At 39.6% G+C, this 24,266-nt stretch carries 38 protein-coding genes; 34 read left to right on the forward strand and 4 right to left on the reverse strand.

The window, feature by feature from the left end; all coding sequences use genetic code 11:
• The first annotated feature begins 70 nt into the window (after positions 1 to 70).
• On the forward strand, positions 71 to 691 hold the full coding sequence (gene udk / locus IGI49_RS15485; protein WP_429962421.1) for a uridine kinase: 621 nt from the start codon (positions 71 to 73) through the stop codon (positions 689 to 691).
• A gap of 678 nt (positions 692 to 1,369) precedes the next feature.
• On the opposite strand, the gene IGI49_RS15490 is transcribed toward udk, so the two are convergent.
• Entirely contained in the window at positions 1,370 to 1,621 is a 252-nt protein-coding gene (locus IGI49_RS15490) for a hypothetical protein (protein WP_429962422.1), read from the reverse strand.
• Between the two features lie 154 nt (positions 1,622 to 1,775).
• Positions 1,776 to 2,033 (reverse strand): hypothetical protein, encoded by a 258-nt coding sequence (locus tag IGI49_RS15495; RefSeq protein WP_429962423.1) that lies wholly within the window; start codon positions 2,031 to 2,033, stop codon positions 1,776 to 1,778.
• 1,009 nt (positions 2,034 to 3,042) lie between these two features.
• Between IGI49_RS15495 and IGI49_RS15500 the strand changes: the two genes are divergently transcribed.
• Together IGI49_RS15500 and IGI49_RS15505 are read left to right on the forward strand one after the other, a co-directional pair.
• Positions 3,043 to 3,927 carry a LysR family transcriptional regulator gene (locus tag IGI49_RS15500; protein WP_429962424.1) on the forward strand — a complete coding sequence of 295 codons (885 nt, stop codon included), beginning with the start codon at positions 3,043 to 3,045 and terminating at the stop codon, positions 3,925 to 3,927.
• Between the two features lie 91 nt (positions 3,928 to 4,018).
• The gene (locus tag IGI49_RS15505; protein WP_429962425.1) at positions 4,019 to 4,960 is read left to right on the forward strand and encodes an NAD(P)H-binding protein; all 942 of its coding nucleotides are present in this window, start codon (positions 4,019 to 4,021) and stop codon (positions 4,958 to 4,960) included.
• A 43-nt stretch (positions 4,961 to 5,003) separates the two neighbouring features.
• Here IGI49_RS15505 and gpmA read toward each other — a convergent pair whose 3' ends face one another.
• Positions 5,004 to 5,690 (reverse strand): 2,3-diphosphoglycerate-dependent phosphoglycerate mutase, encoded by a 687-nt coding sequence (gpmA, locus tag IGI49_RS15510; RefSeq protein ID WP_207702452.1) that lies wholly within the window; start codon positions 5,688 to 5,690, stop codon positions 5,004 to 5,006.
• A gap of 115 nt (positions 5,691 to 5,805) precedes the next feature.
• Positions 5,806 to 6,486 carry a ribose-5-phosphate isomerase RpiA gene (gene rpiA, locus IGI49_RS15515; protein ID WP_429962426.1) on the reverse strand — a complete coding sequence of 227 codons (681 nt, stop codon included), beginning with the start codon at positions 6,484 to 6,486 and terminating at the stop codon, positions 5,806 to 5,808.
• A gap of 358 nt (positions 6,487 to 6,844) precedes the next feature.
• On the opposite strand from rpiA, the gene rpsL reads away from it, so the two are divergent.
• The 31 genes from rpsL to rpsK all read left to right on the forward strand — a co-directional run bounded on the left by rpsL (position 6,845) and on the right by rpsK (position 24,250).
• Positions 6,845 to 7,258, forward strand: a complete 414-nt coding sequence (gene rpsL / locus IGI49_RS15520; RefSeq protein ID WP_207702454.1) for a 30S ribosomal protein S12 — start codon at positions 6,845 to 6,847, stop codon at positions 7,256 to 7,258.
• A 46-nt stretch (positions 7,259 to 7,304) separates the two neighbouring features.
• Positions 7,305 to 7,775, forward strand: coding sequence for a 30S ribosomal protein S7 (rpsG, locus tag IGI49_RS15525; RefSeq protein WP_207672731.1), 471 nt, complete (start codon positions 7,305 to 7,307; stop codon positions 7,773 to 7,775).
• Positions 7,776 to 7,855: 80 nt separating this feature from the next.
• Positions 7,856 to 9,943, forward strand: a complete 2,088-nt coding sequence (gene fusA, locus IGI49_RS15530; RefSeq protein ID WP_429962427.1) for an elongation factor G — start codon at positions 7,856 to 7,858, stop codon at positions 9,941 to 9,943.
• A gap of 158 nt (positions 9,944 to 10,101) precedes the next feature.
• Positions 10,102 to 11,289 (forward strand): elongation factor Tu, encoded by a 1,188-nt coding sequence (gene tuf / locus IGI49_RS15535; protein WP_207702456.1) that lies wholly within the window; start codon positions 10,102 to 10,104, stop codon positions 11,287 to 11,289.
• A 416-nt stretch (positions 11,290 to 11,705) separates the two neighbouring features.
• Positions 11,706 to 12,014 carry a 30S ribosomal protein S10 gene (gene rpsJ / locus IGI49_RS15540; protein WP_010742749.1) on the forward strand — a complete coding sequence of 103 codons (309 nt, stop codon included), beginning with the start codon at positions 11,706 to 11,708 and terminating at the stop codon, positions 12,012 to 12,014.
• A gap of 21 nt (positions 12,015 to 12,035) precedes the next feature.
• Positions 12,036 to 12,665 carry a 50S ribosomal protein L3 gene (gene rplC, locus IGI49_RS15545; RefSeq protein WP_429962428.1) on the forward strand — a complete coding sequence of 210 codons (630 nt, stop codon included), beginning with the start codon at positions 12,036 to 12,038 and terminating at the stop codon, positions 12,663 to 12,665.
• Between the two features lie 28 nt (positions 12,666 to 12,693).
• Positions 12,694 to 13,317, forward strand: a complete 624-nt coding sequence (gene rplD, locus IGI49_RS15550) for a 50S ribosomal protein L4 (protein ID WP_207702458.1) — start codon at positions 12,694 to 12,696, stop codon at positions 13,315 to 13,317.
• Positions 13,317 to 13,607 carry a 50S ribosomal protein L23 gene (locus tag IGI49_RS15555; protein WP_010756441.1) on the forward strand — a complete coding sequence of 97 codons (291 nt, stop codon included), beginning with the start codon at positions 13,317 to 13,319 and terminating at the stop codon, positions 13,605 to 13,607. Before rplD ends, IGI49_RS15555 begins: the two co-directional genes overlap by 1 nt.
• Before the next feature lie 38 nt (positions 13,608 to 13,645).
• Positions 13,646 to 14,479 (forward strand): 50S ribosomal protein L2, encoded by an 834-nt coding sequence (gene rplB / locus IGI49_RS15560; RefSeq protein WP_429962429.1) that lies wholly within the window; start codon positions 13,646 to 13,648, stop codon positions 14,477 to 14,479.
• A gap of 42 nt (positions 14,480 to 14,521) precedes the next feature.
• Complete coding sequence (gene rpsS, locus IGI49_RS15565; protein ID WP_010756443.1) at positions 14,522 to 14,800, forward strand: 30S ribosomal protein S19; 279 nt, start codon at positions 14,522 to 14,524, stop codon at positions 14,798 to 14,800.
• Between the two features lie 21 nt (positions 14,801 to 14,821).
• Positions 14,822 to 15,172: a 50S ribosomal protein L22 gene (gene rplV, locus IGI49_RS15570; protein ID WP_207702460.1), complete on the forward strand. Its 351-nt coding sequence runs from the start codon at positions 14,822 to 14,824 to the stop codon at positions 15,170 to 15,172.
• A 13-nt stretch (positions 15,173 to 15,185) separates the two neighbouring features.
• Positions 15,186 to 15,842: a 30S ribosomal protein S3 gene (gene rpsC / locus IGI49_RS15575; RefSeq protein WP_207702461.1), complete on the forward strand. Its 657-nt coding sequence runs from the start codon at positions 15,186 to 15,188 to the stop codon at positions 15,840 to 15,842.
• Positions 15,843 to 15,844: 2 nt separating this feature from the next.
• A complete protein-coding gene (gene rplP / locus IGI49_RS15580; protein WP_010756446.1) occupies positions 15,845 to 16,279 on the forward strand; it encodes a 50S ribosomal protein L16 in 435 nt (144 codons plus the stop codon).
• The gene (gene rpmC / locus IGI49_RS15585) at positions 16,269 to 16,460 is read left to right on the forward strand and encodes a 50S ribosomal protein L29 (protein ID WP_207702462.1); all 192 of its coding nucleotides are present in this window, start codon (positions 16,269 to 16,271) and stop codon (positions 16,458 to 16,460) included. Before rplP ends, rpmC begins: the two co-directional genes overlap by 11 nt.
• 21 nt (positions 16,461 to 16,481) lie before the next feature.
• Positions 16,482 to 16,745, forward strand: a complete 264-nt coding sequence (rpsQ, locus tag IGI49_RS15590) for a 30S ribosomal protein S17 (protein WP_010756448.1) — start codon at positions 16,482 to 16,484, stop codon at positions 16,743 to 16,745.
• 75 nt (positions 16,746 to 16,820) lie between these two features.
• Positions 16,821 to 17,189 carry a 50S ribosomal protein L14 gene (gene rplN, locus IGI49_RS15595; RefSeq protein WP_010756449.1) on the forward strand — a complete coding sequence of 123 codons (369 nt, stop codon included), beginning with the start codon at positions 16,821 to 16,823 and terminating at the stop codon, positions 17,187 to 17,189.
• Between the two features lie 36 nt (positions 17,190 to 17,225).
• Positions 17,226 to 17,537, forward strand: coding sequence for a 50S ribosomal protein L24 (gene rplX / locus IGI49_RS15600; RefSeq protein WP_010756450.1), 312 nt, complete (start codon positions 17,226 to 17,228; stop codon positions 17,535 to 17,537).
• A 25-nt stretch (positions 17,538 to 17,562) separates the two neighbouring features.
• On the forward strand, positions 17,563 to 18,102 hold the full coding sequence (gene rplE, locus IGI49_RS15605; RefSeq protein ID WP_207672743.1) for a 50S ribosomal protein L5: 540 nt from the start codon (positions 17,563 to 17,565) through the stop codon (positions 18,100 to 18,102).
• Between the two features lie 18 nt (positions 18,103 to 18,120).
• Positions 18,121 to 18,306: a type Z 30S ribosomal protein S14 gene (locus IGI49_RS15610; protein ID WP_003128010.1), complete on the forward strand. Its 186-nt coding sequence runs from the start codon at positions 18,121 to 18,123 to the stop codon at positions 18,304 to 18,306.
• A 33-nt stretch (positions 18,307 to 18,339) separates the two neighbouring features.
• A complete protein-coding gene (rpsH, locus tag IGI49_RS15615; RefSeq protein WP_010756452.1) occupies positions 18,340 to 18,738 on the forward strand; it encodes a 30S ribosomal protein S8 in 399 nt (132 codons plus the stop codon).
• A gap of 31 nt (positions 18,739 to 18,769) precedes the next feature.
• The gene (gene rplF / locus IGI49_RS15620; protein WP_207702463.1) at positions 18,770 to 19,306 is read left to right on the forward strand and encodes a 50S ribosomal protein L6; all 537 of its coding nucleotides are present in this window, start codon (positions 18,770 to 18,772) and stop codon (positions 19,304 to 19,306) included.
• 52 nt (positions 19,307 to 19,358) lie between these two features.
• Positions 19,359 to 19,715, forward strand: coding sequence for a 50S ribosomal protein L18 (rplR, locus tag IGI49_RS15625; protein WP_207702464.1), 357 nt, complete (start codon positions 19,359 to 19,361; stop codon positions 19,713 to 19,715).
• Positions 19,716 to 19,735: 20 nt separating this feature from the next.
• A complete protein-coding gene (rpsE, locus tag IGI49_RS15630; protein ID WP_207702465.1) occupies positions 19,736 to 20,233 on the forward strand; it encodes a 30S ribosomal protein S5 in 498 nt (165 codons plus the stop codon).
• A gap of 14 nt (positions 20,234 to 20,247) precedes the next feature.
• Positions 20,248 to 20,427 carry a 50S ribosomal protein L30 gene (gene rpmD, locus IGI49_RS15635; protein WP_010756456.1) on the forward strand — a complete coding sequence of 60 codons (180 nt, stop codon included), beginning with the start codon at positions 20,248 to 20,250 and terminating at the stop codon, positions 20,425 to 20,427.
• A gap of 35 nt (positions 20,428 to 20,462) precedes the next feature.
• Complete coding sequence (gene rplO, locus IGI49_RS15640) at positions 20,463 to 20,903, forward strand: 50S ribosomal protein L15 (protein WP_010756457.1); 441 nt, start codon at positions 20,463 to 20,465, stop codon at positions 20,901 to 20,903.
• The gene (gene secY / locus IGI49_RS15645; RefSeq protein ID WP_429962430.1) at positions 20,903 to 22,204 is read left to right on the forward strand and encodes a preprotein translocase subunit SecY; all 1,302 of its coding nucleotides are present in this window, start codon (positions 20,903 to 20,905) and stop codon (positions 22,202 to 22,204) included. Before rplO ends, secY begins: the two co-directional genes overlap by 1 nt.
• Positions 22,205 to 22,263: 59 nt before the next feature.
• On the forward strand, positions 22,264 to 22,911 hold the full coding sequence (locus IGI49_RS15650; protein ID WP_429962431.1) for an adenylate kinase: 648 nt from the start codon (positions 22,264 to 22,266) through the stop codon (positions 22,909 to 22,911).
• Between the two features lie 173 nt (positions 22,912 to 23,084).
• The gene (infA, locus tag IGI49_RS15655; RefSeq protein WP_010756460.1) at positions 23,085 to 23,303 is read left to right on the forward strand and encodes a translation initiation factor IF-1; all 219 of its coding nucleotides are present in this window, start codon (positions 23,085 to 23,087) and stop codon (positions 23,301 to 23,303) included.
• Between the two features lie 33 nt (positions 23,304 to 23,336).
• On the forward strand, positions 23,337 to 23,453 hold the full coding sequence (gene rpmJ, locus IGI49_RS15660) for a 50S ribosomal protein L36 (RefSeq protein WP_010742772.1): 117 nt from the start codon (positions 23,337 to 23,339) through the stop codon (positions 23,451 to 23,453).
• Positions 23,454 to 23,471: 18 nt separating this feature from the next.
• The gene (rpsM, locus tag IGI49_RS15665) at positions 23,472 to 23,837 is read left to right on the forward strand and encodes a 30S ribosomal protein S13 (RefSeq protein ID WP_010756461.1); all 366 of its coding nucleotides are present in this window, start codon (positions 23,472 to 23,474) and stop codon (positions 23,835 to 23,837) included.
• Between the two features lie 23 nt (positions 23,838 to 23,860).
• Positions 23,861 to 24,250, forward strand: a complete 390-nt coding sequence (gene rpsK, locus IGI49_RS15670; protein WP_207702468.1) for a 30S ribosomal protein S11 — start codon at positions 23,861 to 23,863, stop codon at positions 24,248 to 24,250.
• Positions 24,251 to 24,266: the final 16 nt, after the last annotated feature.

The following is a 24,266-nucleotide window of genomic DNA, read 5'->3' on the forward strand; positions in this document are numbered from 1 at the left end:
AAATCAATAGCAATTGAAGCGATTTTCGCTATAATAGTTGTAGCAAAAGACACGAAAGAGGTTTTATTTCATGAAAAGCAAGCCAATTATCATTGGTGTAACAGGTGGCTCAGGCAGCGGGAAAACAAGCGTTAGCCGTGCAATTTACAATCATTTCCCAGATCATTCGATTATGATGCTGGAACAAGATTCCTATTATAAAGATCAAAGTAACTTAAGCTTTGAGGAACGTTTGGAGACCAACTATGACCATCCCTTTGCTTTCGATACAGATTTATTAATTGAACACGTCAAACAGCTGTTGAATTTTGAAGCGATCGAAAAACCGGTATATGACTATGTAGCTCACACTCGCAGTTCTGCGGTAGTAGTGCAGGAGCCGAAAGAAGTCATCATTTTAGAAGGAATTCTAATTCTAGAGGATGAGCGGCTACGGGATTTGATGGATATTAAGATTTATGTTGATACAGATGACGATATTCGAATCATCCGTCGAATCAAACGGGACATGGAGGAACGAGGAAGAACCCTAGACTCGGTCATCGAACAGTATTTAACGGTTGTAAAGCCAATGTACCATCAATTTATTGAACCAACAAAGCGTTATGCGGATATTATCGTACCAGAAGGTGGCGAAAACCACGTGGCGATTGATTTATTGGCGACGAAGGTCGCTTCTTACCTCTCCTGAGGCTCTACATCAAGGCTTTTTTGCTTGATGGATTCTTGCGAATTTGGGGCTTGCCCCACTCGATAAATTCTTAATGAGATTTTCGAAATTGGCGATGTGTTCTTTCTTTTTCTCACGGGTGATGTGGGCAAAAACGTTCAATGTCGTTTTTGCGCGCATGACCAAGTAGAAGCTGCAGTGATTTCGGATCAATGCCTGCTTGTATTTGAGCAATGATGTGTAAGTATGACGTAATCTGTGTTAAGGAAATCAAATTTTTGAAACGCTCGAAACGCGTAGATATATCTCGCGGCGTGATCCGCCTCGTTTACAAAATAAGGCATGATATTCTTGTAATGTATTCGAGCAGAGCACCTTGTATTCTTCGCGAAGACAAGTCCAGTTTTCAATTTGCTTATAGACTATCTCTGACAAGGGAAGGGGCCTATAAGCATTTTTTTATTTTGGTTTCTTTGCATAGATGAACACCTCGAAAAATAGTATTTTACACAATTATGCTGTACTGTTTAAATTAAAGTACGTTGATTAGTGATTAATTCCATTAACTCAGCATAGTGTGGAATGATAAATAGAATTAGGCACTTCCGTTAAATTATTAACGAAGTGCCTAAGGACTAACTAAAATTAGTATGACTTTACTTTACTGATTTATTATGGCATACAAATAGCTGGTGGATGCTAATTTTGATTGTAAATTTTCAGACCTTGTTTCAATCCAATATAAAAAAATACTGCTGTTGCTGCCATCATAGGTAATACAGTGACCATCTCACGATAAATATCATTTTTACTCAGATAGTCAGTGTCGGGGTTAGGAAAGAACAAAGTAGCGATTGAATCCCAGAATGAATGAAAATTAAACAGAAATACAATGAATGAAATGAGCGTTAAAAGCAGCCAAAAGACGACTACAAAGTTAGTTTTTTTCATATGATAACTCCTTATGAGAATGAATTTTCTAGAAAATCAAGTATAACATAAAATCTTTGACCGTACCTATTTAGCTAGGAGTGTCAATGTATGGATAGTATTCATTAGGCCAAAATAAAAATCAGGATCCCATAATCGTAGGATCCTGATTTTATTAGCTCATAAAGTTTTCAATATATGCATCAATTTTTTTCATTTCATCGTCATCATACTTTTCATACTTCCCAACATTATGGAGGATATGTTTGATGTCATGAATAGCTTTCTTTTCTGCATACCATTTTTTTAATTCATGTTTTTTGGTTTTATCTTCATTTAAGGAATCTAGTTTATCTAATTCTGAATCTAAATTTGTCATGGTATCCACAATATTTTCTAAAACAGCAGCTTCTTTTTTTTCATAATCTGTCATACTAAACACCACTTTCTCTTTGATAATTAAATTCTACATCTTTTACAAAAAAAATAGAAATATAAACCTCTCAAAAAATTCGTATAAGAGCTTTTATCATTGAATCTTTTTTTGCTATCTTTTGCAGGAGGACGTCCTCTTTATAACGGTGCAAATAGGTATTTAACACGTGATAGAAATGTACACTACAAATACAGTACATAGTTACAAAAACGCCTGCCGAAGCTGTAACAGGAGTTTTTTCTAATGGCTAGGCACAAGCTGTTGGTAGCGGCTGGCTACAATAATTAGAGAGTTAGTACCGATGTGAAGGAAAGAACAGACAAAGAGAAAGAAATTCTAAATGATATTGAGAATATATTAAAAGAGTCACTATCTACACTAAGCTCGTATTAATACTTCTTGCTTAAAAAAATATTTACACTGATATTAATACTTGATAAGATTAAGCTTACCCTCATAACTAAGTGATTCTCAATCAATAATTTATATTTATAAATAGAACATAGAGGGTATTGACTCCACCAAAAGCAAAAAAAATAGGATCGATTTCAGGTATCCAATTCAGGAAAATTCTTTGTTTAAGAATAGTAGTTCTCCTATTTATCAAAATGAGAAGGCTGTAAAAGACTATAGGTTTAAAAATATCTTTGATACTATTTTTTGATTGAGAGGAAAAAGTATTTTTGAAACTGAGGAAAATCAGTCCTGAAAAAACTAGTCTTAAAAGACTTTCCTTTCATATTAATATTTATTTTAATGGCTAATCTACAAGATATTTTGTCCCATGTTTACCTCATTAATAGAATAAAAGAATATGGTAGTATACATGTAAACTGATTTAACACGATAAATCTTATGATCAAAACATTGATATAAAAAAGTTTTATAGCCCGTGTGTTGATTGATTTATTGGCAAGAATGTGAATCATGAGTACTATTGTTGAAGCAGGCAAATCCTTTTAGGAGCTGTCTGTTTTTTAGCTAGAGAAAGCAGGAGGAATGTTGAATGAATTTGGAGAAACTGCGCTATTTTGTCGATTTGGTTCAGACGGGGAGCTTTACCAAGACCGGGAAAAAGAATTATGTCTCACAAGTGAGTATCACGCAACAGATTCATTTTTTGGAGGAACACTTCGAATGTCAGTTGATTGACCGAACCACTATCCCTGTGACACCGACGGAAGCTGGAAAGATTTTATATCAGGAATCGCTACAGCTGCTTCAGCAATATGAACAGTTGAACCAACGAATGGTTGACTTCAATGAAGGACAAAACCGTATTAGAATTGAATACACCTCTATCATGGATATCCAACAGTTATCACAAGTTGTTCGTAAACATGACTTAAAAAAGGAAAATATTGTCTTGGATGTTGAGAAAGTCCCTTTAAAGGGCGTGGCTGAAAATCTGCGAAATTATCGCTATGATTTGGCCATCAGCTTTGACTCTGAATTTTTCGAGGAAGAAAATATTCAAACGATTCCTTTATACTATGGAGATTATCGCGCAGTAGTGGGAAAAGATCATGCATACTTTGAAAAAGATTCTCTAACGATCAATGAATTGTACAGCCAGCCTATCGTAATGTTATCACCAGAAATGATAGGGAAATCCTATTATCTAATGTTAGAGAATGCACTAAAGGATGGTTATACCCCGAACATTGCAAAAGTAGCCAATGATATTGAAACGGAGTTATTTATGATCCAAAACAATGAAATGATTGGTTTTTTTCCAAAAGATTATCCACTAGTTAACAATGGAGTCGATGTAAAATTATTGCCGATTAAAGACTCTCACCATCAGTTTGCGATAGTTCTTGCTTATCGCAAGGGAGAAAACAATCCCAGTATAAAACATTTGTTAGATCTACTCCGAGGACAGATATAAGTTTTACTTATAGACTATCGAATCTTTGTATTGGATATTGTTCATGCATTCACATATTATAAAAGCAATAAGAGCAAGGAGGAGAAGTTACATGAGTAAACTAATTTTAACTGGTGTAGATGGAAATTTAGGTGGCCAAGCGGCAGAGTATTTAATGACTTTAACTGATACGAAACATTTAGTATTTTGCGGTTATTCTCCAGCTACTTTGGAAAAATACGCGAAGCAAGAGGTTGCAGTTCAGGAGACAAACTTCAATTACTTGGAAGGATTAGCTGAAAAATTTTCTGGCGGTGAAGCTCTAGCTTTAATTTCGATGCCTTTTGTTGGCGAAAAGCGGCAAACTGCCCACAAAAATGTTATAGATGCAGCTAAAGCAGCAGGTGTGAAGAAAATTATTTATACTTCATTAGTAAATGCTGCTGATCCGAGTAATCCAAGCATCGAAAAAATTGATCATGCTTTCACTGAAAATTACATTAAAGAAAGTGGTCTAGATTATATCTTCTTACGAAATTCTCAGTATGCAGAAGCAATGGTTACTAACTACTTTACTTATGTTAAAGCAGATGGTGAACTGACCAATAGTCAAGGTGATGGAAAGATGGCTTATATATCTCGTAAAGATTGTGCTAAAGCAGTCGCTTATGCATTGATCAATGAAACCTATCATCACAAAATTCTAAATATTAACGGCAAAGAATTGATGACAATTCGTGATTTTATTGAGATTGGTAACGAAGTAACCGGGAATAAGGTTACGTATAAAGAAGTGACGGATGAGGAAAATTATGAAGTTTTTGATGCAATGGGTGTGCCTCGTACTACAGATGGGAAGTTCAAAGATGGCTCAGAAGCACCATTTTCTTCAGAAGGTATGGTAACCTTTGCTCAAGCAATTCGGGAAAATAAAATGGCTGAGCACACAGATGATTTTAAGCAACTAACCGGTGATGATCCAATTAGTGTTCGCTATATGTTTGAACATGCGGATGAATTCCAAGTCGGTGAACGTCATTCGAAAGATGCATAAAAACAGCGCTGAGGCTTTCAACCTCAGCGCTGTTTGCTTAATTTTATAAGTAGTATTTTTTCGCTACTGTTAAGTCGTCATTCAATTCATAAACCAATGGTTGACCTGTTGGAATTTCTAAGTCCATAATATCTTCATCAGAAATGCCTTCAATATGTTTAGCCAATGCACGTAATGAGTTACCATGAGCAGCAACTAAAACAGTTTTGTTGTCTTTCAAAGCAGGAGCAATTTCGTCTTGCCAGAAAGGTAATGCACGTTCTAAAGTGACTTTTAAGTTTTCTCCACCAGGAATGTCACGAGGATCTAACATTGAGTAACGGCGGTCTTGAGCAGCAGAACCTTCATCAGTTGCTTCCATTAATGGAGGCAATACATCGTATGAACGACGCCAGATGTGTACTTGTTCGTCACCGTATTTTTCAGCAGTTTCTTTTTTGTTAAGACCTTGCAATTTACCATAGTGACGTTCGTTTAAGCGCCAAGATTTAACGGTTGGTACCCAAAGTTGGTCAGACTCTTCTAGGATGTAGTCACAAGTTTTGATGGCACGAGTTAATACAGAAGTGTAAGCAACATCAAATTCGATGCCAGCTTCTTTAATTTTACGTCCACCTTCTTTTGCTTCTTCAACACCTTCTGGAGCTAGATCTACATCTGCCCATCCAGTAAATTGATTTAATTTGTTCCATTCGCTTAGTCCGTGACGAGAAAAAACTAATTTTGGCATATTATTCTCTCCTTTAGTCCATTTCTGAAATTTTCAATTCCTGATTCATTGTACAATGTTTTCAAAGGTTTTTCCATTGTTTTCCTTTATTAACCGCGGAATTTAAAAAAAGAAACTATTTACCAGGAACAGCTATTTCCTTTGGACCTTCCGGAGTACCAACGACAACTTTTGAAATCATATCAATAAATAGTCCATGTTCTACAACGCCAACGTATCTATCGAGCTCATCGGCTAAAGCGTGCGGATTTTCAATGACTTCCAATGCTAAGTCGATAATGTAGTGACCACCATCTGTGATTAGTATTTCGTCGTCAGCTGTTTTACGCCATTTTGGATTGTAGCCTTTTTCTTCAAACAGACGAAAAAGATTATGGCTGCCAAAAGGAACTACTTCTACGGGTAAAGGAAAATTACCTAATTTATCGACCATTTTGCTTTCATCGACAATCCAAATGCATTCTTTTGAATAGGTTGCGACAATCTTCTCGAATAATAGTGCAGCACCGCCACCCTTAATTCCTTGAAAGTCGCTGCTGATTTCATCGGCACCATCAATGGTTAAGTCGACGTAATCCACTTCATCAATCGCTTTTAAAGGAATGCCTAGTTCTTTTGCTTGTTGTTCAGTTGCAGAAGAGGTTACAACGCCAGTAACGTGAATGCCTTCTTCCTTCATGCGTCGGCCAACTTCTTTTACCATATAATATGCGGTAGATCCGGTACCCAAACCAACAACCATGCCATCTTTTACGTATTTTGCAACTTCAATGCCCACTAGTTCCTTTAGATTCATTGGAAAATCCCACCTTCGTTTAAGTTAATTCTATTGTAATCGGAACCACAAAAAAAAGATAGTTCTTTTTGAGTAAAAAAGACCAAAAAGACCAAAAAGACTCTTTCTTCTATAATATAGATTGCTCGAAGGGAGTGAAAAATATTCAGAAAAACTTTCAACAGATTGTTGACAGGTAAAATCAATCATGATATGCTATCTGAGGTGCTTTGTGAACAGGTCTCTCAAGTGAGACGTGCTGACTGTGTCAAGGTACGCTTGATAGAGAATGCAGAGATTGCATTATTTTTTATCGCTGAAAAAGAACCACCAGGATGTGTGGGACTAGAAAGCGAATCGAGGAAGGAGGAAACAAGGAATGCCTACAATTAATCAATTAGTACGTAAACCTCGTAAATCAAAGGTGGAAAAATCAGGTTCACCTGCATTGAATAAAGGATATAACAGCTTCAAAAAAGTTCAAACAAACGTTAACTCTCCACAAAAACGTGGGGTATGTACACGTGTCGGTACTATGACACCTAAAAAACCGAACTCGGCTTTACGTAAGTATGCTCGTGTTCGTTTGTCTAACTTGATCGAAGTAACAGCTTATATTCCAGGTATCGGCCACAACCTACAAGAACATAGTGTTGTTCTATTACGTGGCGGACGTGTGAAAGACTTGCCAGGAGTACGTTACCACATCGTTCGTGGTGCGCTAGATACAGCTGGTGTTAACGATCGTAAACAAAGCCGTTCTAAATACGGTACTAAGAGACCTAAAGCATAAAAATCGAATTAGATAAAAGACATACTTTCGGAAGGGGGAGTTACGCATGACTCGTAAGGGTGCTGCTATAAAACGCGATGTTTTACCAGATCCTATGTATAACTCAAAGCTAGTAACTCGTTTGATCAACCGGGTAATGGTTGACGGCAAACGTGGTATTGCTGCAAATATCGTATATAACGCATTTGACACAATCAAAGAATCAACAGGAAATGATCCATTGGAAGTTTTCGAACAAGCAATGGAAAACATTATGCCTGTATTGGAAGTTAAAGCTCGCCGTGTTGGTGGTTCTAACTATCAAGTACCAGTTGAAGTACGTCCAGAGCGTCGTACAACACTTGGTTTACGTTGGGTCGTCAACTATGCGCGTTCTCGCGGAGAACACACAATGGAAGACCGCTTAGCTAAAGAAATCATGGATGCGGCTAACAACACTGGCGCTTCTGTGAAAAAACGCGAAGATACACACAAAATGGCCGAAGCCAACCGTGCATTCGCTCATTATCGTTGGTAAAATCCTCTCTGCATTTGACAACTGTCGGCAGAAAGATATTAGGACGCTTAATTTGATTTGAGAGAGGAGAAACAGAAGAAATGCCAAGAGAATTTTCTCTAGACAACACTCGTAACATTGGTATCATGGCCCACATCGATGCTGGTAAAACGACTGCAACTGAACGTATCTTGTATTACACTGGTAGAATCCACAAGATTGGTGAAACTCATGAAGGAGCTTCACAAATGGACTGGATGGAACAGGAACAAGAACGTGGGATTACCATCACTTCAGCTGCGACTACCGCTGCATGGAAAGGTCATCGTATCAATATCATTGACACACCAGGACACGTGGACTTCACTGTAGAAGTTGAACGTTCATTACGTGTACTAGATGGTGCTGTAACCGTACTGGATGCTCAATCTGGGGTTGAACCTCAAACTGAAACCGTATGGCGTCAAGCAACAACTTATGGTGTGCCGCGTATCGTATTTGCCAATAAAATGGATAAAATCGGTGCAGACTTCTTATACTCTGTAGAAACTTTGCATGATCGTTTGAACGCAAATGCTCACCCAATCCAATTACCAATTGGTGCGGAAGACGATTTCACAGGCATCATCGACCTTGTGAAGATGAAAGCTGAAATGTACACAAACGACTTGGGTACTGAAATTGAAGAAACTGACATTCCTGCAGACTACTTAGAGCTTGCTGAAGAATGGCGTGAAAAATTGGTTGAAGCTGTTGCTGAAACTGATGAAGATCTAACAATGAAATATCTTGAAGGCGAAGAAATTACTGAACAAGAATTGAAAGAAGGAATTCGTAAAGCAACAGTTAACGTTGAATTTTACCCAGTTCTTTGTGGTTCAGCCTTCAAAAACAAAGGGGTTCAATTATTATTGGATGCCGTTCTAGATTACTTGCCTTCACCATTGGATATTCCAGCGATTAAAGGGATTAATCCTAAGACTGAAGAAGAAGAAGAACGTCCAGCTAATGATGATGCTCCATTTGCTGCTTTAGCATTTAAAGTAATGACAGATCCATTCGTTGGTCGTCTAACTTTCTTCCGTGTGTACTCTGGTGTCTTACAATCAGGTTCATACGTACAAAACGCAACTAAAGGCAAACGTGAACGTGTTGGTCGTATCTTACAGATGCATGCTAACTCACGTTCTGAAATCTCTGAAGTTTATGCTGGAGATATCGCTGCTGCAGTTGGTTTGAAAGATACAACTACCGGGGATACATTGTGTGCTGAAAAATCACCAGTTATCCTTGAGTCAATGGAATTCCCAGAACCAGTTATCCAAGTTGCTATTGAGCCTAAATCAAAAGCTGACCAAGATAAAATGGGCGTTGCCTTGCAAAAACTATCTGAAGAAGATCCTACCTTCCGCGCTGAAACAAACGTTGAAACTGGCGAAACAATCATTGCTGGTATGGGTGAACTTCACTTAGATATTATCGTTGACCGTATGCGTCGCGAATTCAAAGTTGAAGCAAACGTTGGAGCTCCTCAAGTATCTTATCGTGAAACATTCCGTCAAGGTACGCAAGCAGAAGGTAAGTTCGTACGTCAGTCTGGTGGTAAAGGTCAATACGGTCACGTATGGATCGAATTCGAACCAAACGAAGAAGGCGGCGGCTTTGAATTTGAAAATGCAATCGTCGGTGGGGTTGTCCCTCGTGAATACATTCCGGCTGTTGAAGCAGGTTTGAAAGCATCAATGGACAACGGTGTATTAGCCGGTTACCCTATGGTTGACATTAAAGCAAAACTTTACGATGGATCTTACCATGATGTCGATTCAAATGAAACAGCCTTCCGTGTTGCCGCTTCAATGGCATTACGTGCTGCTGCTAAGAAAGCTGATCCAGCTATTCTTGAACCGATTATGGCAATTGAAGTTGTTATCCCAGAAGATTACTTAGGTGATATTATGGGTCACGTGACTGCTCGTCGTGGTCGCGTAGAAGGAATGGATGCTCGTGCCGGCGGCTTACAAGTTGTTCGTGCAATGGTTCCATTGGCTGAAATGTTTGGTTATGCAACTACTCTACGTTCAGCTACACAAGGTCGTGGTGTCTTCACTATGACATTTGACCATTACGAAGCTGTTCCAAAGGCAGTTCAAGAAGAAATTATTAAGAAAAATGGCGGAAAATCTGAGTAATCTAAAAAAACTTGGATAAATTCTAACTGTTTTTCCAAAAGACCTGTATTTTTGTGAACAATTCAGATAAAATGATATCGATGATATGGGCTCGCGATGCAAAAACATCGCGGACCTATCAGATAAAAAACAAACTCATTTAGGAGGAACATATTTAAATGGCTAAAGAAAAATTTGACCGTTCAAAACCCCATGTTAACATTGGTACTATCGGACACGTTGACCATGGTAAAACTACTTTAACTGCTGCAATTACAACTGTACTTGCTAAACAAGGCGGCGCGACTGCTATGGATTACGCACAAATTGATGGTGCTCCAGAAGAACGCGAACGCGGAATCACAATCAACACTGCTCACGTTGAGTATGAAACAGAAAACCGTCATTATGCTCACGTTGACTGCCCAGGACACGCGGACTACGTTAAAAACATGATCACTGGTGCTGCACAAATGGACGGAGCTATCTTAGTAGTTTCTGCTGCTGATGGCCCAATGCCTCAAACTCGTGAACACATTCTATTGTCTCGCCAAGTTGGCGTACCTTACATCGTTGTTTTCTTAAACAAAGTTGATATGGTTGACGACGAAGAATTGTTAGAATTAGTTGAAATGGAAGTTCGTGACCTATTAACAGAATACGACTTCCCAGGTGATGACACTCCAGTTATCGCTGGTTCTGCTTTGAAAGCTTTGGAAGGCGACGCTGCTTACGAAGAAAAAATCATTGAATTGATGGCAGAAGTTGATGCTTATATCCCTACTCCAGAACGCGACACTGAAAAACCATTCATGATGCCAGTCGAAGATGTATTCTCTATCACTGGTCGTGGTACAGTTGCTACTGGACGTGTTGAACGTGGACAAGTACGCGTTGGTGACGAAATTGAAATCGTAGGTATCGCTGAAGAAACTGCGAAAACAACTGTTACTGGTGTTGAAATGTTCCGTAAATTGTTAGATTACGCTGAAGCAGGCGACAACATTGGCGCATTGTTGCGTGGTGTTGCACGTGAAGATATCCAACGTGGACAAGTATTATCTAAACCAGGTACTATCACTCCACATACAAAATTCTCTGCTGAAGTCTACGTTTTATCTAAAGAAGAAGGCGGACGTCATACACCATTCTTCACTAACTACCGTCCTCAGTTCTACTTCCGTACAACTGACGTAACTGGTGTAGTTGAATTACCAGAAGGAACTGAAATGGTTATGCCTGGTGACAACGTAGCAATGGAAGTGGAATTAATCCACCCAATCGCTATCGAAAACGGTACTAAATTCTCAATCCGCGAAGGCGGACGTACAGTTGGTGCCGGTGTCGTTTCAACTATCAACGCTTAATTTGAATTAAGACTACTTTTATAAATTAGTTTTACCCATACTCGGACGTAAAGAGTCGCTTACTGCGGCTCTTTTTTTGTTCCATAGCTTAACTATAAGTAAACAGAAAACCATGTTTCTTCTATTATATAGTCGAGAACTAAAAAGAGGAATTCTCATAATCCAGAAAAATTTCAGAAAATCAGCGAAATAATACGATCTTTATTGAGAAAATCCTTGCAATGGATACTCTGATGTAATATAATCATAAAGGTGCTGTTTACAGAAGTGTAAACGTACTGGGGGGTTCTTAATAGAATCCACCGGCTTTGAAACGAGAGGTTGCGACACGCCCGGACGCTTTGCCACGAACGAGCGTGACGGAAAATTTTCGTGGAGCTATGTCTACTTTTAAAATAGGCGAAGGAGGGAACAAGATGGCAAAACAAAAAATTCGTATCCGTTTAAAAGCGTATGAACATGGTATTTTAGATCAATCAGCGGATAAAATCGTAGAAACTGCAAAAAGAACTGGAGCTGGCGTATCTGGTCCAATTCCATTACCAACTGAACGCAGTCTTTACACTGTAATCCGTGCGACTCATAAATACAAAGATTCACGCGAACAATTCGAAATGCGTACACACAAACGTCTAATCGACATTGTGAACCCAACACCAAAAACAGTTGATGCTTTAATGAAGCTAGACTTACCAAGCGGTGTAAATATTGAAATCAAACTATAATAAGAAGATGGAGGTGTAATCATGACCAAAGGAATCTTAGGGAAAAAAGTGGGAATGACTCAAATCTTCACAGAGTCTGGTGAATTAATTCCAGTTACTGTTATCGAAGCTACTCCAAACGTTGTTTTACAAGTGAAAACAGTGAAAAATGATGGTTACGAAGCAGTTCAATTAGGTTACCAAGATATGCGTGAAGTTTTGTCTAACAAACCTGCGAAAGGTCATGTTGCAAAAGCAAACACGGCTCCTAAGCGCTTCATTCGAGAATTCAAAGATGTTGAGCTAGGAGACTATGAAGTAGGACAAGAAGTGAAAGTTGATACTTTCCAAGCTGGAGACATCATTGATGTAACCGGAACGACTAAGGGTAAAGGATTCCAAGGCGTTATCAAACGTCACGGACAAAGCCGCGGCCCAATGGCTCACGGATCTCGCTACCACCGTCGTCCTGGATCTATGGGTCCTGTTGCACCGAACCGTGTATTTAAAAATAAAAAATTAGCTGGCCGTATGGGTGGCAACCGCGTAACAATTCAAAACCTTGAAGTTGTACGTGTTGACGTTGACCGCAACGTTATCTTAGTTAAAGGAAATGTTCCTGGAGCTAAAAAATCATTGATTACTATTAAATCTGCTGTGAAAGCAAAATAATCGATTAGAGGAAAGGAGGAACTAAGGAATGCCGAATGTAGCATTATTCAAACAAGATGGAACTCAAAATGGTGAAATTACTTTAAACGAAGGAATCTTCGGAATCGAACCAAATGAAAGTGTTGTGTTTGATGCAATCATCATGCAACGCGCTTCATTAAGACAAGGAACACACGCTGTGAAAAATCGTAGCGCAGTTCGTGGCGGTGGCCGCAAACCATGGCGCCAAAAGGGAACAGGTCGTGCCCGTCAAGGTTCAATCCGTTCACCACAATGGCGTGGAGGTGGCGTTGTTTTCGGACCTACACCACGTTCATACAGCTACAAACTTCCTAAAAAAGTTCGTCGCTTAGCAATCAAATCTGTGTTGTCAGAAAAAGTTGCTGGAAATAACTTGGTTGCAGTTGAAGCGCTAAGCTTTGATGCACCAAAAACAAAAGAATTCAAACAAGTTTTAGCTAACTTGTCGATTGACTCAAAAGTATTGGTTGTCTTAGAAGCAGATAACGAGGCTGCGGCTCTTTCAGCTCGCAACTTACCAAATGTTACTGTTACTACTTCATCAAATGTTACTGTACTTGATGTAGTCGCTAATGAAAAAATCTTAGCAACGCAAACTGCTCTTAACCAAATTGAGGAGGTGCTTGCATAATGGAATTACTAGACGTAATTAAACGCCCAGTGATCACTGAAAAAGCCATGTTAGACATGGACGAAAAGAAATACACTTTCGAAGTGGACACTCGCGCGAACAAAACTTTAGTTAAACAAGCTGTTGAAGCTGCGTTTGACGTTAAAGTAAAAAACGTAAACATTCTAAATGCTAAACCAAAAGCGAAACGTATGGGTAAATACACTGGTTTCACTAAAAAACGTCGTAAAGCAATCGTGACGTTAACAGAAGATTCAAAAGAAATCCAAATTTTCGACGCTGCTGAGTAAGCACAAGAAATAGCGATTAATATAGGAGGGAAACAGACTTGGCGATTAAAAAGTACAAACCTACCACAAATGGCCGTCGTAACATGACAAGTTCTGACTTTGCTGAGATTACAACTAGCACACCAGAAAAAACTTTGTTAGAGCCATTAAAAAACCATGCCGGTCGTAACAACAACGGTCGTATTACTGTACGTCATCAAGGTGGCGGACATAAACGTCAATACCGTGTCATCGACTTTAAACGTAATAAAGACGATGTAGTTGCAACCGTTCAAACGATCGAATACGATCCGAACCGTTCAGCAAACATCGCATTAGTTCACTATTCAGACGGAGTGAAAGCTTACATCTTAGCACCTAAAGGCTTAGAAGTTGGCATGACTATCGTTTCTGGAGCAAATGCCGATATCAAAATCGGAAACACTCTACCTCTAGAAAACATTCCAGTAGGTACTGTGGTTCATAACATCGAAATGAAACCTGGCAAGGGCGGACAATTAATCCGTTCAGCTGGTACAAGTGCTCAAGTACTTGGTAAAGAAGGAAAATACGTATTAGTTCGTTTGAACTCAGGCGAAGTTCGTATGATCTTAGCAGCTTGCCGTGCAACTATTGGTTCTGTTGGTAACGAACAACATGAATTGATCAACATTGGTAAAGCTGGCCGCTCTCGTTGGATGCGTAAACGCCCAACTGTACGTGGTAGCGTAATGAACCCGAACGATCACCCACACGGTGGTGGTGAAGGTAAAGCTCCAATCGGACGTAAAGCTCCAGTATCTCCATGGGGACAACCTGCATTGGGTTACAAAACTCGTAACAAGAAAGCTGCATCAGACAAACTTATCGTACGTCGTCGTAAGAATAAATAGAATCATTGACCATGTGTCGCACATTTTGAGAGGAGGTACACCATGGGTCGTAGTTTGAAAAAAGGACCTTTCGCTGATGATCATTTAATGAAGAAGGTCGAAGCACAACAAGGCGCTGAAAAGAAAAAAGTCATTAAAACTTGGTCTCGTCGCTCAACAATTTTTCCTAATTTTGTAGGATTCACAATTGCTGTGTATGACGGACGTAAACATGTACCAGTTTACATCCAAGAAGATATGGTAGGACATAAATTAGGTGAATTTGCACCAACAAGAACTTATCGTGGCCACGCAGCCGATGATAAGAAAACAAGACGTTAATTTTGAGGGGAGGATATCATCATGGCAGAACAACAAATCACATCAGCTAAAGCAACTGCAAGAACAGTTCGCACGTCTCCTCGTAAAGCGCGTTTAGTAATCGATCTTATTAGAGGAAAAAGCGTAGCAGAAGCGATTTCGATCTTAAAGTTCACACCAAATAAATCTGCTGGATTAATCGAAAAAGTATTAATGTCAGCAGTTGCTAACGCAGAAAACAACTTTGACTTAGATGTTGAGGAATTGGTTGTCTCTGAAGCTTTTGTTAACGAAGGACCTACAATGAAACGTTTCCGTCCACGTGCTAAAGGATCAGCTTCACCAATCAACAAACGTACAAGTCACATCACCGTAGTGGTATCAGAAAAATAAGGAGGGATAATCAGTGGGACAAAAAGTAAATCCTATTGGAATGCGTGTAGGCATCATCCGTGATTGGGATGCTAAGTGGTATGCCGAAAAAGAGTATGCTGAGTTTCTACACGAAGATTTGAGAATCCGTAAGTTCATTGCAACTAAACTTGCTGATGCCGCTGTGTCAACAGTTGAAATCGAACGCGCTGCAAACCGTGTGAACATTTCAATCCACACAGCTAAGCCTGGTATGGTTATCGGTAAAGGCGGTTCTGAAGTCGAAAGCCTAAGAAAAGAATTAAATAAATTAACTGGTAAACGAGTTCACATTAATATCGTTGAAATCAAAAAACCAGATTTAGATGCAAAATTAGTCGGAGAAGGTATTGCACGTCAATTAGAAAACCGTGTTGCTTTCCGTCGCGCACAAAAACAAGCCATCCAACGTACTATGCGTTCTGGCGCTAAAGGAATCAAAACTCAAGTATCTGGTCGTCTAAACGGGGCAGACATCGCTCGTTCAGAAGGATACTCTGAAGGAACAGTTCCTCTTCATACATTGCGTGCCGATATCGACTACGCTTGGGAAGAAGCAAACACAACATACGGAAAACTAGGAGTTAAAGTGTGGATTTATCGTGGAGAAGTTCTTCCAACTAAAAAAAACACTAAGAAAGGAGGGAAATAATCATGTTAGTACCAAAACGTGTGAAACACCGTCGTGAGTTCCGTGGAAAAATGCGCGGAGAAGCAAAGGGCGGTAAAGAAGTAGCATTTGGTGAATATGGTTTACAGGCTGTAGAATCTCACTGGATCACAAACCGTCAAATCGAAGCAGCGCGTATTGCGATGACTCGTTATATGAAACGTGGTGGGAAAGTATGGATTAAAATTTTCCCTCATAAATCTTATACTGCCAAAGCTATCGGGGTACGTATGGGATCTGGTAAAGGTGCTCCTGAAGGCTGGGTTTCACCAGTTAAACGCGGCAAGATCATGTTTGAAGTTGCCGGTGTTCCTGAAGAAGTTGCACGCGAAGCATTACGTCTTGCTTCTCACAAATTACCAGTGAAAACTAAGATCGTTAAACGTGAGGAAATGGGTGGTGAATCGAATGAAGGTTAAAGAAATCAGAGAGTTAACCACTACCGAAATGCTTGATCAAGAAAAACAATTAAAAGAAGAATTGTTCAATCTTAGATTCCAACTAGCAACAGGTCAATTAGAAAACACTGCACGTATTAAAGAAGTACGTAAATCGATTGCACGCATTAAAACGGTATTGCGTGAACAAACTGTAAAATAGTGGAAGGAGGCCATTTCAGGTATGTCTGAAAGAAATCAACGTAAAGTTTACCAAGGTCGCGTGGTATCTGACAAAATGGACAAGACAATTACGGTTGTCGTTGAAACCAAAAAGAACCACCCTATCTATGGCAAACGTATGAAATATTCTAAAAAATATAAAGCTCATGATGAAAACAATGAAGCAAAGATTGGCGATATCGTGAGAATTATGGAAACTCGTCCATTATCAGCTACTAAACGTTTCCGTTTATTAGAAATCGTTGAAAAAGCAGTGATTATCTAATCACACGAGCTTTCCTAATAAGACTAAGTTTCTCAAAAACTTATTTCCTTGAAATTGAGAAAGGAGGATACACAAGTGATCCAAGCAGAAAGTCGTTTAAAAATCGCGGATAACTCAGGCGCTCGTGAAATTTTAACTATTAAAGTTCTTGGCGGATCTGGTCGCAAAACCGCTAATATCGGTGATGTGATTGTCGCTACGGTTAAACAAGCAACGCCAGGTGGGGTTGTCAAAAAAGGTGAAGTTGTTAAAGCTGTTATCGTTCGTACGAAAACAGGAGCTCGCCGTCCCGATGGTTCATATATTAAATTTGATGAAAACGCAGCAGTTATCATTCGTGATGACAAGAGCCCAAGAGGAACACGTATCTTCGGTCCTGTTGCTCGCGAATTGCGCGAAGGCAACTTCATGAAGATCGTTTCATTGGCACCGGAAGTATTATAATCGGAAAGTTCCAACCAAAGGAGGTGCGCAACAGTAATGTTCGTTAAAAAAGGCGATAAAGTAAAAGTTATCTCTGGTAAAGATAAGAATAAAGAAGGCGTAATTCTAGAAGTCCTTCCTAAAAAAGATAAAGTCGTTGTTGAAGGCGTCAATGTCGTTAAAAAACACCAAAAACCTTCTCAGACTTCCCCTCAAGGCGGAATTCTGGAGGTAGAAGCGCCGATTCATGCTTCAAATGTGATGGTTATTGATCCTTCAAACGGAGAAGCTACACGTGTTGGCTACAAAGTAGTTGACGGTAAAAAAGTCCGTGTTTCTAAGAAAACCGGCGAAGTTTTAGATAAATAATTACAGGAAAGGAGGATCTTATTAGATGAACCGCCTAAGAGAAAAATACTTAAATGAAGTAACCCCATCATTGATGGAAAAATTTAACTATAGTTCAATCATGGAAGTACCTAAAGTTGACAAGATCGTCATCAACATGGGTGTTGGTGATGCGGTATCAAACGCAAAGAACTTGGATAAAGCAGTTGAAGAGTTGGCATTGATTTCTGGTCAAAAACCAATTATCACTAAAGCTAAAAAATCAATCGCTGGATTCCGTTTGCGTGAAGGCATGCCGATTGGTGCGAAAGTAACACTACGTGGAGAAAGAATGTATGAGTTCTTGGACAAATTAGTGTCTGTATCTCTTCCACGTGTACGTGACTTCCACGGTATCAGTAAAAAAGCCTTTGACGGCCGCGGTAACTACACTTTAGGTATCAAAGAACAATTGATCTTCCCTGAAGTTGACTATGATTTAGTTGATAAAGTTCGCGGAATGGACATCGTAGTAGTTACAACAGCTAACTCTGATGAAGAATCACGCGAATTATTAACACAACTTGGAATGCCATTCCAAAAATAATCAAGGAGGCGAAAAAATTTGGCTAAAAAATCAATGATTGCTAAAAACAAGCGCCCTGCAAAGTTCTCAACTCAAGAGTATACTCGTTGCGAACGTTGCGGACGTCCACATTCAGTCTATCGTAAATTTCATCTTTGCCGTATTTGCTTCCGCGAACTTGCCTATAAAGGACAAATTCCCGGCGTGAAGAAAGCTAGCTGGTAAAATACAACTCGCATAAAGGAGGTAAACAGTTCAATGGTCATGACAGATCCAATTGCAGATTTTCTAACGCGTATTCGTAATGCCAACATGGTAAAACATGAATCCCTAGAAGTACCTGCATCAAAAATCAAACGTGACATCGCAGAAATCTTAAAACGTGAAGGTTTCATTCGTGATGTTGAATATATCGAAGATGACAAACAAGGCATGATCCGTGTTTTCCTTAAATACGGTAAAAATGACGAACGTGTTATCACGAACTTAAAACGTATCTCTAAACCAGGTTTGCGTGCTTACGTCAAAGCTGACGAAGTGCCAAAAGTATTAAATGGTTTAGGAATCGCAATCATCTCTACTTCTGATGGTGTCGTAACAGACAAAGAAGCTAGAGCTAAAAACGTCGGCGGAGAAGTATTAGCTTACGTTTGGTAATTTCAAACAATCCATGAGGAGGTGTCTTTAAGTGAGCCGTATTGGTAATAAAATCGTTGTTTTACCTGCTGGAGTTGAAGTAACTCAAAAAGGTAACGACATTACTGTAAAAGGACCTAAAGGTGAATTAACACGTGCGTTTTCTTCTGATATCAAAATGAATATCGAAGGCAGCGAAGTGACTTTCACTCGTCCAAATGACAGCAAAGAAATGAGAACAATCCACGGAACTACTCGTGCAAACTTCAATAACATGGTTGTTGGTGTTTCCGAAGGTTTCCAAAAAGCACTAGAACTAATCGGGGTTGGGTACCGTGCGCAATTACAAGGTTCAAAACTTGTATTAAACGTTGGTTACTCACATCCAGTTGAAATTGTAGCTCCAGAAGGAATTACAATCGAAGTTCCTGCGAACACACAAGTGGTCGTTAAGGGTTCAAACAAAGAAGTAGTCGGAGAAGTTGCAGCGAAAATCCGCAGCACTCGTCCTCCAGAACCTTACAAAGGCAAAGGAATTCGCTATGTTGGCGAATACGTACGCCGTAAAGAAGGTAAAACTGGTAAATAGTAGGCTCGACCTACATGCGGCCTAGGCCAGCTTAATTAAAGAGGTGACAATTGTGATTACAAAACCAGATAAAAACAAAACACGCCAAAAGCGCCACATGCGTGTACGTGGTAAAATCTCTGGTACTGCTGAGTGCCCACGCTTGAACGTTTTTCGTTCTAACAAAAACATCTACGCTCAATTAATTGATGACGTAGCGGGTGTGACGCTAGCAAGTGCCTCTGCCTTGGATAAAGAAATTTCAGGTGGAAACAAAACTGAACAAGCACAAAAAGTCGGTAAATTGATTGCTGAACGTGCTTCTGAAAAAGGTATTAAAGTAGTAGTCTTTGACCGTGGTGGATACCTTTACCATGGCCGTGTAGCAGCTTTAGCTCAAGCAGCTCGCGAAAATGGACTAGAATTTTAGGAAAAGGAGGAACACCATTAATGGTTTATATCGATCCAAAACATTTGGAATTAGAAGACCGCGTAGTTGCGATTAACCGTGTAACTAAAGTTGTTAAAGGTGGACGTCGTTTACGTTTCGCAGCATTAGTTGTTGTCGGTGACAAAAACGGACACGTAGGCTTTGGTACCGGTAAAGCACAAGAAGTACCTGAAGCAATTCGCAAAGCAATTGAAGATGCGAAGAAAAACCTAGTCGAAGTACCAATGGTAGGAACAACTCTTCCTCACGAAGTTATTGGTGTATTTGGTGGCGGACGTATCTTAATGAAACCTGCTGTAGAAGGTTCTGGAGTTGCTGCTGGTGGACCTGTTCGTGCCGTCTTGGAATTAGCAGGAGTAGCAGATGTTACTTCTAAATCACTAGGCTCAAACACACCAATCAACGTTGTTCGCGCAACTGTTGAAGGTTTGAAACAATTAAAACGTGCAGAAGAAGTAGCGCAATTGCGTGGCATTTCTGTAGAAGACTTAGCATAAGGAGGACGAAAATAATGGCTGAATTAAAAATTACTTTAAGACGCAGTGTTATCGGACGTCCTCAAAACCAACGTGATACAGTGAAAGCTCTAGGCTTGAGAAAGTTGAACAGCACCGTTGTTAAGCCTAACAACGAAGCCATCAAAGGGATGGTTAACACTATTTCACATTTAGTGGACGTAGAAGAAGTCTAGAAAATAGATTTAGATTGTTAAGGAGGTGCCAATCAATGAAACTTCATGAATTAAAACCTGCAGAAGGTTCTCGTAAAGTACGCAATCGTGTCGGTCGCGGGACTTCATCAGGCAATGGTAAAACTTCTGGTCGTGGACAAAAGGGTCAAAACTCTCGTTCAGGTGGAGGCGTACGTTTAGGCTTTGAAGGGGGACAAACTCCTTTATTCCGTCGTTTGCCAAAACGTGGATTTACTAACGTAAATCGCAAAGAATACGCAGTAGTTAATTTGGATGTTCTTAACCGCTTTGAAGACGGAACAGAAGTAACTCCAGTTGTTTTAGTAGAAGCTGGAATCGTCAGCAACGAAAAAGCTGGAATTAAAGTATTAGCTAAAGGGACTTTAGAGAAAAAACTAACAGTCAAAGCTGCAAAATTCTCGAAAGCTGCACAAGAAGCAATTGAAGCTGCAGGTGGATCAATTGAGGTGATCTAATGTTTAAACTTTTAAAGGATTCTTTTAAGGTAAAAAACATCCGATCTCGTATCCTATTTACAGTACTGATTTTACTGGTTTTTAGAATTGGTGCTCAGATTACTGTACCCGGGGTTGATGCCAGTGGTTTGCAAGGGTTAAGCGAGATGCCATTTTTCAGAATGTTGAATATGGTCAGCGGTTCAGCTATGCAAAATTTCTCAATTTTTTCTATGGGAGTTTCTCCCTACATCACAGCATCCATTGTAATTCAATTATTGCAAATGGATATTGTGCCAAAATTTGTCGAATGGTCCAAGCAAGGTGAAGTAGGACGGAAAAAGTTGAATCAAGCGACACGTTACTTGACGTTAGTTTTAGCATTCATCCAATCTGTTTCTATCACGGCAGGATTTAACTATTTTGCACAATTTGGCTTTGTGCCAGATCGTGATATGCAAACCTTCATTACTATCGGTGTCATCTTAACTGCTGGTACGATGGTGGTTACTTGGTTAGGAGAACAAATTACGGAAAAAGGAATTGGGAATGGCGTTTCTATGATTATCTTTGCAGGGATTGTTTCTCGATTACCGCAAAGTATTGTAGATATTTATGATGACTATTTCGTAAACATTGAATCAAGCGAAATTTGGAAATCTATCATTTTTGTTGTAATCCTAGTGGCTGCAATGCTGTTAATCATTGTATTTGTTACTTACTTCCAACAAGCGGAAAGAAAAATTCCGATTCAATACACAAAACAAGTCGTTGGAGCACCAACCAGCAGTTATTTACCTTTGAAAGTTAATGCTGCGGGAGTTATTCCTGTTATCTTTGCCAGTTCGTTCATTGCAACACCAAATGCGGTACTGCAAGCCTTAGCTGGTCGTTACGGCGCTGAAGATTGGTTTGATATTTTAAGAAATCTCTTCAGCTATAACACGGTACCAGGTGCAACGATTTATACTGTTCTGATTGTTGCCTTCACCTTCTTCTATGCTTTTGTTCAGGTGAATCCTGAGAAATTAGCAGAGAACTTGCAAAAACAAGGAAGTTATATTCCTCGTGTGCGCCCAGGTAAAGGGACAGAAGAATACGTTTCACGAATCTTAATGCGTCTAAGTGTGGTTGGTTCTATCTTTTTGGGACTGATTGCTCTGATTCCGATTATTGCTCAAATGGTTTGGAACTTGCCTCAATCAATTGGATTGGGTGGTACCAGCCTGCTGATCGTGGTTGGCGTAGCATTGGAGACAGCGAAACAATTAGAAGGACTCATGTTGAAACGGCGTTATGTCGGTTTCATGGATGCTGAGTAAGAGGGTTGAGGGTTTCCTCAACACCCTTCTCGCTTCGCAATGATTAAGGAGGGAAAACAATGAACCTCATCTTAATGGGGCTGCCTGGAGCAGGTAAAGGAACACAGGCTGAAAGAATTGTAGAAACATACAATATTCCGCATATCAGTACCGGTGATATGTTCCGTGAAGCAATTAAAAACGAGACTGAACTCGGATTGAAAGCAAAATCCTTTATGGATGCAGGGGATTTGGTCCCAGACGAAGTAACAAATGGTATTGTGAAGGAACGTCTTGCACAGCAAGATACTGATAAAGGATTCTTATTAGATGGATTCCCACGTACTTTAGATCAAGCAGAAGCATTAGCTGAAATGCTTGAAGACTTGAACAAAGAGATCGATGCAGTGATCGAAATTCAAGTTGCTCAATCAGTGTTAGTTGAACGACTAGCAGGACGCTTTATTTGTCGAAATTGTGGTGCGACATATCACAAGATATTCAATCCTACAAAAGTCGATGGGACCTGTGATCGCTGTGGTGGTCATGAGTTTTATCAACGTGATGATGATAAGCCTGAAACGGTTAAGAATCGTTTAGCTGTGAACGTTAAAGCTAGTGAACCTATCTTAGCTTTTTACAAAAAAGCAGGTCTGTTATATCCAGTCGACGGAGATCGTGACATTGATGCCGTATTTGCGGATGTAGAAAAAATCATTGAAAAATAGTTTTTGCTACCGACTTGAAAAATGCAGTTCGTCTTGCCAAGTTTAAGGTTTTATGATAGAATATGTCAGTCCGACTTCTAACTGGAAGTGAAACTTAAAAATTAAGGTGGGAACTGCAGTTTCCGCCATTTTATCGTGTGAAAATGCGAAACAAAAACAAGGAGGTACTCTGCGTGGCAAAAGATGATATGATCGAAATCGAAGGAACAGTCGTCGAAACTTTGCCGAATGCAATGTTTAAAGTCGAATTGGAAAATGGGCACGAAGTACTTGCGCATGTTTCTGGTAAAATTCGAATGCATTATATTCGAATCTTGCCGGGGGATAAAGTGACTGTTGAACTTTCTCCGTATGATCTAAGTCGTGGTCGCATTACCTATCGCTTTAAGTAAATTGTACTCCGTAAAACTTCAGGAGGTATTATCATGAAAGTAAGACCATCAGTAAAACCAATGTGTGAACATTGTAAAGTGATTCGTCGTAATGGACGAGTTATGGTGATTTGCCCAGCAAATCCGAAACACAAACAACGTCAAGGATAATTGGAGGTGTAGATAAATATGGCTCGTATTGCAGGAGTAGATATTCCTCGTGATAAACGCGTAGTAATTTCTTTAACCTATATTTTTGGTATCGGAAATACTACTGCTAAACAAATTTTAGCTGATGCTGGCGTATCTGAAGACATTCGTGTACGTGATTTAACGAATGAACAAACAGACGCTATTCGTGCGGAAGTTGATAAATTGAAAGTTGAAGGGGACCTTCGTCGTGAAGTTAACCTAAACATTAAACGTTTGATGGAAATCGGTTCTTACCGTGGAATTCGTCATCGTCGTGGATTACCAACTCGTGGTCAAAACACGAAAAACAATGCGCGCACTCGTAAGGGTCCAGCTCGCGCGATTGCAGGTAAGAAAAAATAATTAGTGAAGGAGGTTAAATCTTCATGGTAGCAAAGAAAGTTAATCGTAAACGTCGTGTGAAGAAGAATATTGAGTCAGGAATTGCTCACATTCATTCGACTTTTAACAATACAATCATCATGATTACTGACAAAAGTGGTAATGCACTAGCTTGGTCATCTGCTGGCTCATTAGGCTTCAAAGGTAGTAAGAAATCTACTCCTTTTGCTGCACAAATGGCTGCTGAAACAGCTACAAAAGCTGCAATGGAACATGGTTTGAAAAGTGTTGAAGTGACTGTTAAAGGACCTGGTTCAGGTCGTGAAGCAGCAATTCGTTCATTGCAAGCAACTGGTTTGGAAGTAACCGCAATTCGTGACGTGACTCCAGTACCTCATAATGGATGCCGCCCTCCAAAACGCCGTCGTGTTTAATGAGTGCCCCTCTCAC

The organism is Enterococcus sp. AZ071 (assembly GCF_050499065.1).
Taxonomy (GTDB): domain Bacteria; phylum Bacillota; class Bacilli; order Lactobacillales; family Enterococcaceae; genus Enterococcus_A; species Enterococcus_A ferrettii.

Excerpts from the sequence above, each read along its gene's own strand:
- fusA (WP_429962427.1), top strand. The coding sequence starts at position 7,856 with ATGCCAAGAGAATTTTCTCTAGACAACACTCGTAACATTGGTATCATG.
- rpsS (WP_010756443.1), top strand. The coding sequence starts at position 14,522 with ATGGGTCGTAGTTTGAAAAAAGGACCTTTCGCTGATGATCATTTAATG.
- rpsH (WP_010756452.1), top strand. The coding sequence starts at position 18,340 with ATGGTCATGACAGATCCAATTGCAGATTTTCTAACGCGTATTCGTAAT.
- rpsJ (WP_010742749.1), top strand. The coding sequence starts at position 11,706 with ATGGCAAAACAAAAAATTCGTATCCGTTTAAAAGCGTATGAACATGGT.
- rplP (WP_010756446.1), top strand. The coding sequence starts at position 15,845 with ATGTTAGTACCAAAACGTGTGAAACACCGTCGTGAGTTCCGTGGAAAA.
- rplX (WP_010756450.1), top strand. The coding sequence starts at position 17,226 with ATGTTCGTTAAAAAAGGCGATAAAGTAAAAGTTATCTCTGGTAAAGAT.
- rpsK (WP_207702468.1), top strand. The coding sequence starts at position 23,861 with ATGGTAGCAAAGAAAGTTAATCGTAAACGTCGTGTGAAGAAGAATATT.
- rplE (WP_207672743.1), top strand. The coding sequence starts at position 17,563 with ATGAACCGCCTAAGAGAAAAATACTTAAATGAAGTAACCCCATCATTG.
- rpmJ (WP_010742772.1), top strand. The coding sequence starts at position 23,337 with ATGAAAGTAAGACCATCAGTAAAACCAATGTGTGAACATTGTAAAGTG.
- rpiA (WP_429962426.1), bottom strand. The coding sequence starts at position 6,486 with ATGAATCTAAAGGAACTAGTGGGCATTGAAGTTGCAAAATACGTAAAA.
- rplO (WP_010756457.1), top strand. The coding sequence starts at position 20,463 with ATGAAACTTCATGAATTAAAACCTGCAGAAGGTTCTCGTAAAGTACGC.
- IGI49_RS15500 (WP_429962424.1), top strand. The coding sequence starts at position 3,043 with ATGAATTTGGAGAAACTGCGCTATTTTGTCGATTTGGTTCAGACGGGG.
- tuf (WP_207702456.1), top strand. The coding sequence starts at position 10,102 with ATGGCTAAAGAAAAATTTGACCGTTCAAAACCCCATGTTAACATTGGT.
- secY (WP_429962430.1), top strand. The coding sequence starts at position 20,903 with ATGTTTAAACTTTTAAAGGATTCTTTTAAGGTAAAAAACATCCGATCT.
- gpmA (WP_207702452.1), bottom strand. The coding sequence starts at position 5,690 with ATGCCAAAATTAGTTTTTTCTCGTCACGGACTAAGCGAATGGAACAAA.
- IGI49_RS15650 (WP_429962431.1), top strand. The coding sequence starts at position 22,264 with ATGAACCTCATCTTAATGGGGCTGCCTGGAGCAGGTAAAGGAACACAG.
- rpsE (WP_207702465.1), top strand. The coding sequence starts at position 19,736 with ATGGTTTATATCGATCCAAAACATTTGGAATTAGAAGACCGCGTAGTT.
- udk (WP_429962421.1), top strand. The coding sequence starts at position 71 with ATGAAAAGCAAGCCAATTATCATTGGTGTAACAGGTGGCTCAGGCAGC.
- rpsM (WP_010756461.1), top strand. The coding sequence starts at position 23,472 with ATGGCTCGTATTGCAGGAGTAGATATTCCTCGTGATAAACGCGTAGTA.
- rplD (WP_207702458.1), top strand. The coding sequence starts at position 12,694 with ATGCCGAATGTAGCATTATTCAAACAAGATGGAACTCAAAATGGTGAA.
- rpsG (WP_207672731.1), top strand. The coding sequence starts at position 7,305 with ATGACTCGTAAGGGTGCTGCTATAAAACGCGATGTTTTACCAGATCCT.
- IGI49_RS15555 (WP_010756441.1), top strand. The coding sequence starts at position 13,317 with ATGGAATTACTAGACGTAATTAAACGCCCAGTGATCACTGAAAAAGCC.
- rpmD (WP_010756456.1), top strand. The coding sequence starts at position 20,248 with ATGGCTGAATTAAAAATTACTTTAAGACGCAGTGTTATCGGACGTCCT.
- IGI49_RS15495 (WP_429962423.1), bottom strand. The coding sequence starts at position 2,033 with ATGACAGATTATGAAAAAAAAGAAGCTGCTGTTTTAGAAAATATTGTG.
- rpsL (WP_207702454.1), top strand. The coding sequence starts at position 6,845 with ATGCCTACAATTAATCAATTAGTACGTAAACCTCGTAAATCAAAGGTG.
- IGI49_RS15505 (WP_429962425.1), top strand. The coding sequence starts at position 4,019 with ATGAGTAAACTAATTTTAACTGGTGTAGATGGAAATTTAGGTGGCCAA.
- rpmC (WP_207702462.1), top strand. The coding sequence starts at position 16,269 with ATGAAGGTTAAAGAAATCAGAGAGTTAACCACTACCGAAATGCTTGAT.
- rplC (WP_429962428.1), top strand. The coding sequence starts at position 12,036 with ATGACCAAAGGAATCTTAGGGAAAAAAGTGGGAATGACTCAAATCTTC.
- rplV (WP_207702460.1), top strand. The coding sequence starts at position 14,822 with ATGGCAGAACAACAAATCACATCAGCTAAAGCAACTGCAAGAACAGTT.
- IGI49_RS15490 (WP_429962422.1), bottom strand. The coding sequence starts at position 1,621 with ATGAAAAAAACTAACTTTGTAGTCGTCTTTTGGCTGCTTTTAACGCTC.
- rpsQ (WP_010756448.1), top strand. The coding sequence starts at position 16,482 with ATGTCTGAAAGAAATCAACGTAAAGTTTACCAAGGTCGCGTGGTATCT.